Raw genomic sequence first — 15064 nt, 5'->3', positions numbered from 1 at the left:
AAATATACCATCGCATACCATGGACCAAAATAAGATTCGTGATTATAGCCAGCAGTATAAGGCTGCACTTTTGGAAAATGTCATCCCCTTTTGGGAACGAAACTCCCCTGACTGGGAAAACGGGGGCTATTTTACCTGTTTGGACAGAAAGGGGAAGGTATTTGATACCGATAAGTTCGTATGGCTCCAAGGAAGACAAGCCTGGATGTTTAGCCTACTCTATCAAGAAGTGGATAAAAGGGAGGAATGGTTGGCCATGTCCAGACTTGGTATCGAGTTTCTAACAAAACATGGTAGTGACCGTAGCGGTGACTATTACTTTTCCCTGACACAAAAGGGAAGTCCATTGGTACAGCCATATAATATCTTCTCAGATTGTTTCGTGGCAATGGCCTTTGCGAAATATGGACAGATTTCACAAAATGAGGAACTAGGTAGCAAAGCCGTGGGTATTTTCCAACGGATTTTGGATCGTCAGGAAAACCCTAAAGGAAGATACAACAAATCCTATCCCGGAACCCGGCCCTTGAAGAACTTTGCTTTGCCCATGATTCTTAGCAATCTCTGTTTGGAAATGGAGCCCTTACTGGATAATGGTTTGGTAGAAGGACTTCTGGACACTTGTGTGCAAGAGGTCATGGTGAATTTTCTCGATCAGGACTCTTTGTTGATGTTCGAAAACAGGACATTGAACAATGGGTATTCCGACAGCTTTGAAGGCCGTTTGCTCAATCCCGGGCACGCTATAGAAGCTATGTGGTTTATGATGGATATAGCAAAAAGACGGGGAGACCAATCCCTTGCCGACAAAGCCGTAACGGTAATGATAAGGCAGCTGGAAAATGGCTGGGACAACGAGTACGGAGGGATATTTTATTTCTTGGATCATAAAGGTCATCCCCCTCAGCAACTGGAATGGGACCAAAAGCTTTGGTGGGTACATTTGGAAACACTGGTGGCATTGGCAAAAGGATACCGAATGACCGGGAACAAGCGATGTTGGGAGTGGTTTGAAAAGGTACACCAATATGCTTGGGGGAATTTTTATGATGCCAAAGAAGGGGAGTGGTTCGGGTATTTGAACAGAAGTGGAGATGTACTGCTCGATCTCAAAGGAGGAAAATGGAAAGGCTGTTTTCACGTTCCGCGGGCACTTTATCAGGTCTGGAAGACCATGGAAAGTGGGATAGATAAATAGGACATTTTAGCCATGTCAGAAAAGCTAGCCGATAGGTGTAGTGGGGATCATTGATCAAAGCAAATAAACAATGAAAAAATACATATTGAACCAATCCAATTGGAAAACGGTCAAGGAAGAAAAGTTTACAGTTGCCCTACTGCCCTGGGGAGCCACAGAACCGCACAACTATCACTTACCTTATGGGACGGATACCCTTCAATCTGAAAAAATTGCAGAAATGGCCGCCTCTAAGGCCCAAAGGAATGGGGTCAAATGTATGGTACTTCCCTCCATTCCTTTGGGTGTGCAAAATCCGGGGCAGATCGATTATCCTTTTTGTATTCATACGAGACCAACTACCCAGTTGGCTATATTGCAGGATATCCTTGGGTCACTGGATCGTCAAAAAATTCACAAATTGGTCATTGTCAACAGTCACGGGGGCAATGAATTTAAACCGATCATCAGGGAGCTTCAGATCCAATTTAAACATTGTTTTATTGGAGTAATAGACTGGTTTAAAGTACTAAATAATGAAGATTATTTTGATGAGCCCGGTGACCATGCAGGGGAAATGGAAACCAGCATCATGCAGTTTTGCTACCCAGAGCTGGTTTTGCCCTTGGAAGAAGCAGGTGAAGGGAAAACGACGGGATTTAAGTTAGGAGGCCTGAAAAGTAAGTTGGTATGGACGCCCAGGAATTGGGGGAAAGTAAGCGAAGATACAGGAGTTGGCAATCCGCAAAAGGCCTCTTCCAAGAAAGGTGAACGTTTTTTGGATGTTTTGACCGATAGAACCATGGAGTTTCTGACTGAATTGGATAAGGTAAACCCAATGGATATTTATCAATAAGAACAAGTGGAAAGAATGAATACCTTGGAGAACCGAACAGCAAGGGCAACAATACTTTCGATGCTATTGTTTTTGATCCTGATCAATGTAAATGGTCAAACTAAAATCAAGGTGGCTTGTATAGGCAATTCAGTTACTTATGGTCTGGGGATTCCGAAAAGGAGTGTTTTTTCTTACCCCGCCAAGCTCCAAGCGCTATTGGGAGAGGGATATGAAGTTAAAAATTATGGTCACAGTGGGGCCACGCTGCTGCGTAAAGGGCACCGCCCTTATTATTTGACCGAAGAATTTGACAGTGCATTGAAGTATAAGCCGGATATAGCGGTCATCAATTTGGGATTAAACGATACAGACCCGAGGAATTGGCCTGATTATGGGCTTGCTTTCGAAGCTGATTATGCTTGGCTAATAGCACAATTCAGGAAGATAAACCCAAATATTGAAATCTATGTAGCTCTGCTAAGCCCTATTTTTAGTGGCCATCCGCGCTTCAAGTCAGGAACTCACCGTTGGCATCAGGCCATCAATAACAAGATGGTAAAGGTGGCCCGTGCAAATGAGGTACAGTTGATAGACCTATTTGCCCCGCTAGTAAAACGTCCGGACTTATTTCCTGACAATATCCACCCCGTAAAAGAAGGAGCGGCATTAATGGCGAAAACCGTTTATTCTTACCTCTTGAAAGATTTTGGAGGATTGCACATGCCGGAATTATTTGGTGATGGTATGGTCCTTCAGCGAGGAGATAGCATTCCTGTTTTTGGAAAGGGGAATCCAGATCAGGTGGTGACGGTAGATTTTCAAGGCAAAAGAAGACATGCCACAGTGGATCGACATGGTAAATGGATGCTATACCTTACGGGAGTCAAAACGGGAGGGCCATTTGATATGGAAATCAACCATTCCAAACAGTGCATTACCTTGAAAGATGTATTGGTGGGGGATGTATGGTTGTGTATGGGCCAATCCAATATGGATTTCCCTCTGCAAGCTTCCCAGTCTTGGGGAGAGGAAGGAAGACAGCTAAAAAACAATAACATTAGACTTTTTAAATTCCATGCAATAAAGGCAACGGATAACAGCCCATGGGATAGCCTAACCCTTGAAAAGGTCAATGGGCTCGCCTATTTTAAGGGGGACTGGAATGTTGAAAGAAAAGGCTTTTCCGCAGTCGCCTTTCATTTTGGAGTATCTGTCCAAGGTCAGCTTAACGTGCCTATAGGCCTTGTACAATTAAGTTTGGGAGGAGCCCCGATCGAAGCCTTTGTGGATAAAAAGGCACTTTGGGAAGATCCACTGTTGGTCAATCTGTTAGAGAATTGGGCAAATTCTGATTATATCATGCCATGGGTAAGGGAAAGGGCAACGGTAAATATGAGTAATAAATTCTCCAATCGAAAACGACACCCTTATCAACCTTCCTATATTTATGATGCGGCATTGAGCAATATCATTCCTTTTGGTGTCAAGGGAATGCTATGGTACCAAGGGGAAAGTAATACCCATAATCCTGATTTGTACAAAAGATTGTTTTTTCTGATGGTCAGGGATTACAGGCAAAAGTGGCACAATCCATCCCTTCCCATAGTGTACGTTCAGCTTCCCGGGATGGCCAGGCCCTCTTGGCCCAACTTCAGGAAAATGCAGCAGGAAATAGCCCAAGAGCTTTCGTTTTCAGAAATGGTGGTCACTGTGGACTTGGGAGATTCCCTCGATGTACATCCTGCAAATAAGAAGAAAGTAGGTGAACGCTTGGCCCTAAAAGCACTCTCCCAAACCTATGGTATGGAAGTATTGGCCGATGCCCCTAAAATGAGTTCAGTGGAATGCGGACAGGAGGCGATTTTCGTAAGTTTTGACCACGGGGAGGGGCTATGCACGCTTAATGGAGAAAAAGTGATGGGGTTTGAATTGGTCAACGGGAAGGGACAGTCGGTTTCAGTCCTTGGAAATATAACTGGTGATCAAGTAAAGCTAACTATACCAAGGGACTTTCATGTGAAGGAAATAAGGTATGCATACGAACCCTTTACCAGGGCGAATTTATCCAACACGTCTGGAATGCCAATGGGTACTTCGTCAATACAAGTACCATCAAAAAGAAATGAGCAACTAAAATAAGCTAATGATGACCAAGTCTCTTTTAATTACCTTTTTAATACTCCTTTTTACAGGGAATCACTTTCAGGTTTTGGGGCAGAAAAGTGACCTTAATGAAAGGTTTGTAACCAAAAAAACGATACGGGAACTTAGGGAAGCCCCTGTGAGATTGATACCTTATCCTGACTCGATCGTGTGGGAAGATGGCGGAAGAGTCATGATTGATGGCTTGAAATTGCAAGGAGAAACAAAAATCATAGCGTCTTTACAGAACGAGTGCCAAGACATCGTCAGAGAAAAAGGCTTCTCCTCATCCGAAAAGCACAGCTTGGCCATTAAATTGGAGGAAATACCAGAAATGGATAAGGAGGCCTATAATCTATTGATTACTCAGCATGGAGTGACTGTTCAGTCAAGTACTGAAGAAGGCTTTTATTATGGGATGAAAACACTTCGCCAATTGATCATTCAAGAAAAGGGTGTCCATTATATACCAAAGGTCAAAATAGTTGATAAGCCCCAATTTCCCGTTCGCGGGTTCATGGTTGATGTAGGAAGAAACTATCAGGAGCTAGATCTGTTGAAAAAGCAACTTGATATCATGTCTGATTATAAAATGAATGTGTTTCACTGGCACTTGACCGATAGGCCTGCGTGGCGGATAGAAAGTAAGGCCTTTCCCCAGCTGACCGCAGCAGAAAACCATAGAAAAGGAAGGGATCCAGGACGCTATTATACATATAGTGAAATCAGAGAACTGATAGTCTATGCCAAAGAGCGAAAAATCCAAGTAATCCCCGAAATAGATATGCCAGGGCACAGTGATTCCTTTACCAAGGCGATGGGCTTCCGGATGGAGTCAGAACAAGGTATGGACGCTTTGAAGGTGATTTTGACGGAATTCTTTTCAGAAATCCCGAAAGAACTAGCTCCTATTATCCACATTGGTTCCGATGAGGTCCATGTGCCAAATCCAAAGGAGTTTATGGAGCGGATGGTTGCAGTAGTGGAGTCCAATGGTAGAAAGGCCATGATGTGGAGCCCCGGGCTTCCTGCGTCTCCTTCCGTCTTACGGCAGTCTTGGGGAGAGATGGATACTGTTAAGGCAAAAGACCACCGTTTTTTGGAGATTGATTCCCGTAACAGTTATATCAATAACGCAGAACCCATGACATTTGTGAACAAGTTACTGTTCAAGCCCATTGGTGCTACCATGAGCCAAAATGATTGTCTTGGAGGAATACTATGTCTATGGCATGATGTCAATGTAGCTGACCAGAAGGAAGTGTACCTTAATAACCCCGTTTATCCCGGGCTGCTGACCTATGCATGGGCCACTTGGACAGCTGATGTTTTGGGGGCACCTGCTGAATATATGGTTACACTTCCTCCAGGCGATACCGATGCCGCTGACTATTTTAATATATTTGAAGATTACCTTTTAGACCATAAAAACCGGTTTTTCGAGCATAAGTCTTTTCCCTACCTTCGACAGAATGATCGTTCATGGAAGCTTTATGGACCGATAGATCAACCCATGACCGATATTGGACCGATCGACAAATGGATAAGTGAAGGTGGTGAATTCCTTCAGGGCAGGGGAAATACCATCATCATTCGAGATAGATTCCAGCAGGGAGGTTATTTCCCTGGCATACAGAAAGGTGAAACAGTGGTAGCCAAAACTTCCGTTTTCAGCGAGGACAAACGAGAGGTGCTGGCTTGGATTGCTTTTGAAACACCCCTAAGGGCCAATAGAACCTATGGAGGCATTCCCGAAAAAGGCAACTGGGATGTTCAAGGAGGAAAAATATGGGTGAATGGTGAGGCCTTGCCAGCCCCGGAGTGGGAAAACCCCGGCTGGCATCCTTCGAAAATTGAAGGATGGGGGAGCAAACAGGACCAAGAAGTTTCCTGGGCACAAGAAGAACTATACTGGCGTAGAGAACCTTATAAACTGTCCTTGGAAAAAGGCATGAATGAGGTGACCATTACCATTCCCTATGCTAATAAATACCAAAACTGTATGGTGACTTTTGCCATTTTAGATAAGTTACCATATGGATATGATAAAATGGGAGTGCTTTAAGGTCCCTTTTTTATTCATCATCCCAGTAATATTTTTCCAAATGCTCATAAAACCGGTTCGAGAAAAGTTTGTGTCGGTCCACTAAATTTCCTAGCGTTGGGTTATACCTATTTAGGAACAAATGGGAGATGCCGGACAGGATATCCTTGGGCAAGGTGGTCTTGCCCACTTGCCTTGGACCGGTAATGATAATGGTTTTTTCCATGCCGACATTTTTTCAATGGTTGGCCTTATGGTCTTTATGTACATTGTTTCGGTGGTTTTGTCAGGCGGAATTTGTATTCACTGATTATTGTGATTACCGGTGAATTCATATACAAAATAGTTATGGTTATATGTTGTTTTTGTGCTGGTATTATTGTCCTGTGATGTAATGGACTGAGCTGGGATTCCAAATTAATGGAACAAATGCTTTTTTGTTTTCTTTATTCAATTGCCCGCAAAGTTAGGCGGTCAGTTTCCATACAGGACAAGGAACTTCGGCATAAAGCCATCACCACCTGCCCCGCCCGTTTATTCCGATCCTCCTTGCCTTTAATGTCCCCTGCAGCCTGGGGGTGCTTCATAATTGAATCTTTTAACCTGTAAACGAAAACGTTATGAAGCGACAAAGCAAAAATTCCCGAAAAGATGTTTACCAGATCGTCAACGAAAGGATCATGGCCGGCCTTGAAAAGGGCGTTGTCCCTTGGAAACAGCCCTGGTCGGTCATGGGACTGCCCAAAAACTACCGGTCCGGCAAAACCTACAGGGGCATCAACCTCTGGCTGCTGTTGAGCTGTGGCCATGCCGAACCCTATTACCTGACCTTCAAACAGGCCGAAAGCCTGGGAGGGAAGGTGAAAAAGGGATCCAGATCCATTCCTGTCGTATATTGGAACGTAATGTACCGTCACAAAGAAACAGGTAAAAAGCTGTCCTGGGAAGAGGCCGGGAAACTGCCCAAGGATCTGGTGGACAGGCGCGCCTTCCTGAAGTATTACAATGTCTTCCATATAGGAGAAGTGGAAGGCGTGGAATGGGACCTCCCCGAAACCGTCATGGAAAAACCTTTCCAACCGATAAAAGCCTGCGAGGAGCTGTTGGAAAAAGCCCCGGACCTTCCCGGGATCAGGCACGGGGAAGCGCAGGCCTATTACCATCCGGGAAAGGACTACATCAACATGCCCAAAAAGGAGCTGTTCCGAAGTGAAGGGCATTATTACCAGACCCTTTACCATGAAGTCGTCCACGGAACGGGCCACCAAAAAAGACTGGACCGAAAGGAGCTATGGGACACGTCCAATATGGATGGGACCCTTTATGCCCGCGAAGAACTTATCGCCGAGATGGGCGCAAGCTACCTGGGCAACCTGTGCGGTATCTGGGAGAACGACCTTCAGGATAATTCCTCTGCCTATATCCAGCATTGGCTGTCCCAGCTTAAAAACGACAAGCGGCTGTTGGTGGAAGCTGCCGGAAAGGCACAGAAAGCCGTGGATTACCTCACCGGGAAGATGACATGAGGAAAAGGGGGATGCCCCTTTTTTTGGTCATGTCTATCGTGTAGGTTTTGTTTCCCAAACCGTTGATGTCCTTTGTGTTGGTCAATTGGTGCGAAGTTTGTCCAAAATATCCATCAAGGCCTGATGGCAAATGGAGTAATGCCCTATTTCAGCCATAATACGATCTCCTTTCTGGATATTGGACGAAGCAGTGGCCAGTTCACCTTTGCCGTTGCCTACCATGTCCCTAATTGCTTGTGGTGAAATCTCCAGGTGAAACTGGAGACCAATAATCCTATCACCGTACACAAAGGCCTGGTTTTTACAGGCCGGTGATTCAATCAACCTTGTTGCACCCCTTGGAAGGTCGAATGTTTCGCTATGCCAGTGAAACACCGTAAAGGTATCGCACAAGGACCCAACAAGTGGGTTCCCTATAGCTTCCTTGGATTTTTGGACAGGAAACCAACCGATCTCTTTCACAGGGTTTTGGTATACCCTTGCCCCAAGGGAAGATGCAACCAATTGGGCGCCCAGGCATATCCCGATCACCGTTTTGTCCATATCCATTGCTTTCCTGATATAGGATTTTTCTTTTATTAACCAGGGATAGTCCTTCTCATCATTAACACCCATGGGGCCTCCCATTATGATAAGCCAATCAAAAGAGTCGATAGTTGGGAGTCTTTCGTTTTTGTAAAAGCGCGTAGCTGTTAATATATGTTGATGTTCTCCAATCCAATTTTTGATTGTGCCCAAACCTTCATAGGGCACATGTTGAAGGTAGTGGATTCGTAATTGTTTCATGGGGCGATACGGTTTGGTTGCTTGTCCGATATACAGTGGGGCCGATGGTAAAGCCCCGCCAAATCCGCGGGGCTGAATTGTTAAACCATAGCAGTAGGTTGTATGTCCTTTCCACATTCCTCCATCAATATGGCCAACTCGTTGATTTCCATTTGGGACAATTGTTTCAGGGGAGACCTTAACTGGCCACCTTCCTCACCAAGTAAGTTCAACCCTTCCTTGATGCTCCTGGGCAATCCTTTCTCCACAATAAACTTTAGCAGCTTTAGCTGTTTGTAAAAAGTCCCTTGGGCCCTGACCAGGTCGTTGTCCCGGATTGCTGCGTACAACCCGAGGTTTAATTCGGGGATCAAATTGGGTGCAGCTGTACACCATCCATTTGCCCCTGCCGCAAATGCCGCCAGCGCCAAGGGGTTGGCCCCGTTAAAGAATGCCACCTCTTCTCCGATTTCTTTCCTCAAATAGTGCATTCGCTGGACATCCCCTGTACTTTCCTTGACCATCGTTACATTTGGAATTTCCAAAAGTCGCCTGAGTAGATCTGGGGACATATCAATCCCAGCTGTGGCAGGGTTGTTATAGGCCATGATCGGGATGGTTATTTTACTTGCCACAGCATCATAATGGCTGAATATCTCCTCATCGGTCAGTTTCCAATAGCTCATTGGTATGACCATGACCGCAGTAGCTCCCGCCGATTCCGCAAACTTGGCATGATAAATAGTACGTTCAGTGGTAAGGCAGGAAACACCCACGAGAATCGGGACACGTTTATTGACCTGTTTGATGGTTGCTTCGGTAACTGCCTCTTTTTCCTCATCTGATAGATAGGGAAGTACCCCGGTACTCCCCAAAGGTGCTATTCCATGAGTACCGCTGGTTACAAGTCTTTCCACCTGGTTTTTGAATACTGTAATGTCCACTCTTTCCTTCTCATCAAAGGGGGTGATTGGATAGGCAATGATGCCATTGAAGGGTACATTCATTGTAGTAAGTTTATGGGTTTAAATATATGGACAGTCCCTTGGAACAGGGGCTGTTGAATTATAGGTCGCGTCCTTCTTCTTCCCTAAGGGCCACCCCCAGGTTTTGTAGTTGCGGGGCATTTTCACATGCAATGTACCTGGCCCTTCCTGTTCGGCTAAAATTGCCATGGCTGTGCCAAGCCCAACATGGAATATATACTGCGTCGCCTGCTTTCCACTTTACCCGTTCTCCCTCGATCTCGGTCCAGCCGCTGCCTTCTATCACATAAAGGACCGTTTCATAGGTGTGACGGTGCCTGTTGGTCACCTGCCCGGGAAGCAGTCCGCCCAGTGTCATGCTGATATTTTTGGTGGGCAGGTCTACAAAGAAAACAGGGTGTTTTCGTTCGGTTGAAAACTGGTCATGCTCACCTGAGTGTTCCACGTCCCTGTGAATGAGTTTTCCCACCTTTTCGTAATTGGGCCGGGCAAATGTCCGGTGAAAATCTTTTGATGTGTACTTTTTCTCCGTTGTTTCCATTGGATTGTTTTTTTTGGTGTTATGCGAAATTGCATTACAAATAAACCTTATATTTGGACTGTTTAACTAGTGCAGATTTAATAAAACCAGATAGTCCAGATGCTCCGTCCATGGAAACTACAGATAGAACCCAACTTTGACTGTGACAAAGCGGTGTACCTTCAAATTGCGGATGCCATTATTGTGGACATTCGGGAAGGAAAACTGAAACCCGGAGATGCTTTGCCTGGCAGCCGACTATTGGCGGGATCACTGAAAGTCAACAGGAATACCATTGTACAGGCACTCGATGTTTTGTTGGCCGAAGGGTGGTTGACCTCCAAAGCACGCAAGGGGACATTTGTTTCGGATTCGATACAGGAAACCGCCAAAGCAAAAAATTCCGGAAGGAAAGACCCCGTTCCGGATCCAGTCCAAAAGCCCAAGCCTACGATTGTTTTCGATGATGGTTTCCCGGACAGTAAACTGGCACCGATAGAGGCATTATCCAGGGCTTACCGTCAGATATTCAACCGAACAGCTCGGTGGAAGATGATGGGGTATTCAAATCCCCTGGGGGATTTGCGTTTCAGGGAAGCATTGGTGCGGATGTTGAATTTCAACAGGGGCATGCACCTCTCTACTGAACAGCTTTGCGTAACGAGGGGCAGTCAAATGGGGATGTATTTGGCTGCTCAGGTGCTGCTAGGGCCAAAAGATGCGGTCATTGTTGAGAACCCAGGATATAAACCGGCATGGAGGGCCTTTGAGGCCAGTGGGGCATCTATCGTTCCGGTTGATGTGGATGCCGAAGGCATAAATGTAGAGCAGGTAATGTCCATTGCGATGAAGCGACCGATCAAGGCCATTTATGTTACGCCCCACCATCAGTACCCTACTACCGTTTCCCTATCATTGCCAAGAAGGCTAAGGATTATAGAGCTCTGTAATACCTTTGGAATTACACTGATAGAAGACGATTACGATCATGAGTTCCATTACCAGCAAAGACCACTGCTCCCCTTGAGCAGTTACAAAGACCTCAATAGTTTTCTGTATGTTGGAAGCCTGAGTAAAGTAGTAGCGCCTGCATTAAGGGTTGGTTATCTTGCGGGGAGCCAGGAAACGATAAAAAAAATTGGGCAACTAAGAAGTGTTATTGATGTCCAGGGAGATGTTATTATGGAGCTGGCCGTCCTTGAATTAATTACATCAGGTGAAATTAAAAGGCACCTCAGAAAGGCGACCAACCATTACAGGGTGAAACGGGATATGCTACATCAAATCCTTACCCATTACCTTGAAGGGAAAGCAGGTTATGTGAAGCCAGGTGGTGGCTTGTCCTATTGGGTCGGCTTTCATGAAGATGTGGACTTGTTTGGGATGCTCGAAAGCCTTATGCAAAAAGGCATTCAGCTCATTACCCCTGATAAGTTCAGCTATGGACAGCCAATTAACGGTTTGCGACTTGGCTTTGGTTCATTGGATGAAGAGCAGTTGGAAATTGGTGTCAGGGCTATTGCCATGGCGCTGGGGGAACAATGAAGTTTTAATACCAGGATCAACTGTATCAATAAGATGGAAAACGTATTTAATGGATTGCGTGATGTTGTATGGCCCCAGTCCAATAACAATGGAGAGGGATTGCCCCCTCTCCACTTGGTCTTAGACATCTTCCAGGCTTGCGCCAAAGTTGATGTGTAAAACGTTTCCCGTTGGGGTGACAAGTGCAGGCACTGATTTTACCCCGGCTTTTTCCGCATCTGCCATCCGGTCTTTTGACTCACCCAAATGGATGATGTCCACCTCTGATTTGTCGATCAGCCGCAGTAATTCTTCTTCTGCGTTTACACATACAGGACATCCTGCGTGGTAGAATGTTGATTTAGCCATAGTTTTGGTAATGGTTATGTTTCAGCAATATTGCTTTGTCAAAATTGGGAAGCCATCCCGTTTTTTGTATGGACCAGAACATTTACGGATTGACATGAACTGGATCAGGGGTTGGAAATAACTGGTCAATGGAGTGGGGGCCATCATAAATGGCCCCATTGCCCCAGTGGACAGCACGTAGGGCAAACCGGTCGCGTGCACGGGGGATCAATATGTGCCATGGGGATTTTTGTGATCAATGGTCCGGGGGGTTGGCACTCCGTCTGCCTGCAGGAGCTGATTTGGGGTAATGGGGTTCTGACTGGTCCAAAGAGATCCTGGGCGACAGGTAATGGACATTTAGGCCCCAAGGTGGTGTCCCTTATGGACCAGGAATGCCTACGTTTGAATGCCAATGCGATATGGATATGCACATTACTGCTCCAAGGGTACGGTAAAATGGAAAATGGTGCCTTCGCCCACAGGGGATTCCGTCCATACCCTTCCATTGTTTTCCAGGAGGATGGTTTTGATGATTGCCAGTCCCAGTCCTGTACCTGTTGGCTGGTTGTCCCTGTTCAGGCGGTAGAAGAGGTCGTATATATTTTCCCTGTATTCCTCCGGGATCCCCGGGCCATTGTCCTGGACCGAGATCAAGATGTCATTTTCCCGTTGGATGCTGCTGACAACCAATTGGCATTTGTCCTTATCGTTGAACTTGATGGCATTGTTGATCAGGTTCGAGAGGATCTGGTAAAGTGCGGTAGCATTATAATGGACATAGGGAACCCCAATCTGATAGGATATGCTGACCGGCTGGACAAAGGATAGGCCATCCACGATGTTGGAACACATCTCCTTCAAAGCGATCTTTTCGCGCTTACTGGATTTTACGGTGGTTTTGGAATACTCCAAAATACCGTTTACCATTTCAAGGCTGTTTCTGTTCAGGGATTTCAGCATTTCGATATATTCGTCCAAATTTGAAAGATCACCGCCCTTGATCTCGGAGTCCAGCAGTTCCAGGATACCAGCGGTGGTGTTCAAGGGGGATTTGATATCATGTGCCAACGTGTGGGAGAAGTTCCCAAGTTTAAGGTTGGCTTCCCTGAGGGCAGCAATTTCCCCTATTTTTTTCTCTACTTCCTCCCCGAGCATGTTCAGACCGGTGGCCAGCACATCCAGCGGTTCGTCCGTTGATGCTGTTTTTACCCTGCAGGGAAAGTCAAAACTTGCAATCCTGGATACCAATTGTACAAGTTCCATTGATTTATCATGATCGTTATCGGTATGTTGGCTGTTTTTTTTCATTATTTTTGATCGATGTCAACCATTCCATGGCTGTTGAGTTTTCAGTAAATATTTTTAATGGAAAGAGGGGCTGGTTGAATCCTAAAAAGAAATTGCCAATGAGATGGCCTACCCTGCTATTTGCAACAATCCCCACGGCGTACTGTAAATCTGCACATTGTGGACTGGCAAAAAGCTCCCTGCATTCCTGTGAAACACCGGAAGCCCTGCTGATATCTACCAAGACTGCCGCTCGTTTGCCAAGGGACAAAGCAGCAACTGCCCGGAGGTTTTTCTGCCGGTCACTACGCCATAGGAACTGCTTTACAGTGGATGACCCCGTTATCAAGTCGAAGAAGCTCTAGGGCAGTAGCTGTTATCTTGTCCATGTTCACTGACTTTCAATATCCTTTAATGGTATTTTGACTGGAATTTTTGATGATCCAAGGGTAGAATTATGCCATAATTAAAGGATAACCATGGTCAGATCGAAAATCAGGCCAAAACAATCACTGTCTGAAAATAAATTTTATGTATGTATATGGCTTAAAACGTTATTTGAGATGATTATCCGTCTTGGAAAGAAGCAACCTGTCGAAGCTTTTTGTCCATTTGCAATAAAATCGGTTGGTTTGGAGTTTTGGGCGGTAGTACCGCTACGCTTACCCTGTCCAGTTTCCAGATTGTAAGGCGAAGCGGCTGATTATGAATCGGTTTCAGCTCCATATGCTTGTGCTTGCCGTAGATAAACCAATGCATGGACCGAGTTAAACGGACTTGGCCAGTGCATGATCCTGAAATGTCATTGTTGGATGATGGTCTGGCAATCAACCTGGCCCATGGTGAAATGATCAGAACGTTTCTCCGGACATTGCCCTGGCTTTATTTTCCCCACCGTGGAATTGCCTGGCCACCCTGAACAAGGGTACTTCCAAGGGGAGGCCACTGTTTTTTGATGTCCGTTTGCCGAAATATCGGATTGGGATTTCCCGGAAGGGAGGGATAGGGAAGGGGCTCATGATTGACGGCCGTTTTTACCGTATCCCCGTCCGTTGGTCCAAGCGACCTGGATCGACGGAAGCCCCATGGCAATGTGCCGGTGGATTATGTCACAAAACCGCTTTCCCGGGAATCGCTATTTCCGATCAGGATGGATTCCCTTTTTTGAACTTCCACGAATCCCCGCCCAGCAGGGGGACAGGGCAGTGAGGGGCGGATGTGGGAAGACCCCATGTCCCACATGAAGGCACCGGTGGTGTTGGATTGCCGATTAGATCACATGGAAGGGGGCGTTGGGCCCGGACGTGTAATCCGTAAATGTGCCTCGGGACCGGATCAGTTGTCCCCGGACTGGAAACCAGGGCGGTCCATCAAGCCATCAATCCGCAGGCGAACGGATTGGTGGTGCAAAAAGGGGTAAAAGTTAAAAAGAAAGTTGAGGAAAAGGAGGAAAGAAGCATACGCCCATGAGTTCGCTGCAAAAAAAGCTGCCACCACCATGACAAGAATCAACAGAAAAGCGAACAGGTGTTCGGCTTCCCTTGCAAAGTGGAGGTACATGGCCTCTTCAAGGGAATGGGCATGGCGTTTTGGAGGATAGAGCAAATGGTGGTCCAGGTATCGCAAAGGCCCTATCGACAGCAAGGTCCTGAAAAGGTGGAGACCAATTTTCCGGTATCCCCCTTGTCCCTTGAACAGATAACGCCTTCCGTACCGTTTGAACATTTTTGAAGGGGAAAGCCTGTACAGGATGAAGGTCCCGCAAAACAGTGAAAATACATGGGTGAGGAGGGCGAGGAAAATACCGTTAATGAAATGCATTTGGGCAATGGTGTTCGGGCATGGAAGTTAAGTGATTTTGGTGTTGATTTTGTCATGTGCCGATATTTGTAAGCGGGGTACGG

At 46.0% G+C, this 15064-nt stretch carries 16 protein-coding genes; 7 read left to right on the top strand and 9 right to left on the bottom strand.

The annotated features are described in order from the left end of the window. Positions 1–19: 19 nt before the first annotated feature. The 4 genes from FDP09_RS21400 to FDP09_RS21385 all read left to right on the top strand — a co-directional run bounded on the left by FDP09_RS21400 (position 20) and on the right by FDP09_RS21385 (position 6222). Positions 20–1198: an AGE family epimerase/isomerase gene (locus FDP09_RS21400; protein WP_137404543.1), complete on the top strand. Its 1179-nt coding sequence runs from the start codon at positions 20–22 to the stop codon at positions 1196–1198. Positions 1199–1268: 70 nt separating this feature from the next. Beyond that, positions 1269–2033, top strand: coding sequence for a creatininase family protein (locus tag FDP09_RS21395; protein ID WP_137404542.1), 765 nt, complete (start codon positions 1269–1271; stop codon positions 2031–2033). Between the two features lie 15 nt (positions 2034–2048). Further along, a complete protein-coding gene (locus FDP09_RS21390) occupies positions 2049–4154 on the top strand; it encodes a GDSL-type esterase/lipase family protein (RefSeq protein WP_137404541.1) in 2106 nt (701 codons plus the stop codon). A 4-nt stretch (positions 4155–4158) separates the two neighbouring features. Next, positions 4159–6222 carry a family 20 glycosylhydrolase gene (locus tag FDP09_RS21385; RefSeq protein WP_137404540.1) on the top strand — a complete coding sequence of 688 codons (2064 nt, stop codon included), beginning with the start codon at positions 4159–4161 and terminating at the stop codon, positions 6220–6222. A gap of 10 nt (positions 6223–6232) precedes the next feature. On the opposite strand, the gene FDP09_RS21380 is transcribed toward FDP09_RS21385, so the two are convergent. After that, complete coding sequence (locus tag FDP09_RS21380; protein WP_137404539.1) at positions 6233–6427, bottom strand: AAA family ATPase; 195 nt, start codon at positions 6425–6427, stop codon at positions 6233–6235. Between the two features lie 394 nt (positions 6428–6821). On the opposite strand from FDP09_RS21380, the gene FDP09_RS21375 reads away from it, so the two are divergent. Continuing rightward, positions 6822–7727, top strand: coding sequence for an ArdC family protein (locus FDP09_RS21375; RefSeq protein ID WP_137404538.1), 906 nt, complete (start codon positions 6822–6824; stop codon positions 7725–7727). Positions 7728–7808: 81 nt separating this feature from the next. Here the strand turns inward: FDP09_RS21375 and FDP09_RS21370 are convergent, their stop codons facing one another. The 3 genes from FDP09_RS21370 to FDP09_RS21360 form a co-directional block, all read right to left on the bottom strand. Next, positions 7809–8513, bottom strand: a complete 705-nt coding sequence (locus FDP09_RS21370) for a type 1 glutamine amidotransferase (protein ID WP_137404537.1) — start codon at positions 8511–8513, stop codon at positions 7809–7811. Between the two features lie 80 nt (positions 8514–8593). Next, positions 8594–9499, bottom strand: coding sequence for a dihydrodipicolinate synthase family protein (locus FDP09_RS21365; RefSeq protein ID WP_137404536.1), 906 nt, complete (start codon positions 9497–9499; stop codon positions 8594–8596). A 58-nt stretch (positions 9500–9557) separates the two neighbouring features. Further along, on the bottom strand, positions 9558–10019 hold the full coding sequence (locus FDP09_RS21360) for a cupin domain-containing protein (protein WP_137404535.1): 462 nt from the start codon (positions 10017–10019) through the stop codon (positions 9558–9560). 99 nt (positions 10020–10118) lie between these two features. Between FDP09_RS21360 and pdxR the strand changes: the two genes are divergently transcribed. After that, positions 10119–11543: a MocR-like pyridoxine biosynthesis transcription factor PdxR gene (gene pdxR, locus FDP09_RS21355; RefSeq protein ID WP_137404534.1), complete on the top strand. Its 1425-nt coding sequence runs from the start codon at positions 10119–10121 to the stop codon at positions 11541–11543. 120 nt (positions 11544–11663) lie between these two features. Here pdxR and FDP09_RS21350 read toward each other — a convergent pair whose 3' ends face one another. From FDP09_RS21350 to FDP09_RS21340, 4 genes are all read right to left on the bottom strand, one after another. Further along, entirely contained in the window at positions 11664–11891 is a 228-nt protein-coding gene (locus tag FDP09_RS21350; protein WP_137404533.1) for a thioredoxin family protein, read from the bottom strand. A gap of 414 nt (positions 11892–12305) precedes the next feature. Next, on the bottom strand, positions 12306–13181 hold the full coding sequence (locus FDP09_RS21345) for a sensor histidine kinase (protein ID WP_137404532.1): 876 nt from the start codon (positions 13179–13181) through the stop codon (positions 12306–12308). Beyond that, a complete protein-coding gene (locus tag FDP09_RS24420; protein WP_456236447.1) occupies positions 13153–13509 on the bottom strand; it encodes a DUF7793 family protein in 357 nt (118 codons plus the stop codon). The genes FDP09_RS21345 and FDP09_RS24420 overlap by 29 nt, the downstream gene beginning before the upstream one ends. Before the next feature lie 218 nt (positions 13510–13727). Next, positions 13728–13919: a hypothetical protein gene (locus tag FDP09_RS21340; protein ID WP_137404531.1), complete on the bottom strand. Its 192-nt coding sequence runs from the start codon at positions 13917–13919 to the stop codon at positions 13728–13730. Between FDP09_RS21340 and FDP09_RS23895 the strand changes: the two genes are divergently transcribed. Continuing rightward, positions 13918–14079, top strand: coding sequence for a hypothetical protein (locus FDP09_RS23895; protein ID WP_187328737.1), 162 nt, complete (start codon positions 13918–13920; stop codon positions 14077–14079). The two genes, FDP09_RS21340 and FDP09_RS23895, sit on opposite strands and share 2 nt — an antisense overlap. Before the next feature lie 416 nt (positions 14080–14495). Here FDP09_RS23895 and FDP09_RS21335 read toward each other — a convergent pair whose 3' ends face one another. Further along, positions 14496–14981 carry a glycosyl-4,4'-diaponeurosporenoate acyltransferase CrtO family protein gene (locus tag FDP09_RS21335; RefSeq protein WP_137404530.1) on the bottom strand — a complete coding sequence of 162 codons (486 nt, stop codon included), beginning with the start codon at positions 14979–14981 and terminating at the stop codon, positions 14496–14498. Between the last annotated feature and the right edge of the window lie 83 nt (positions 14982–15064).

The sequence above is a fragment of the Echinicola rosea genome (assembly GCF_005281475.1).
GTDB classification, from domain to species: Bacteria; Bacteroidota; Bacteroidia; order Cytophagales; family Cyclobacteriaceae; genus Echinicola; species Echinicola rosea.
Note: the sequence above shows the minus strand (reverse complement) of the source record. Positions and strands in the feature narration are given on the sequence as shown.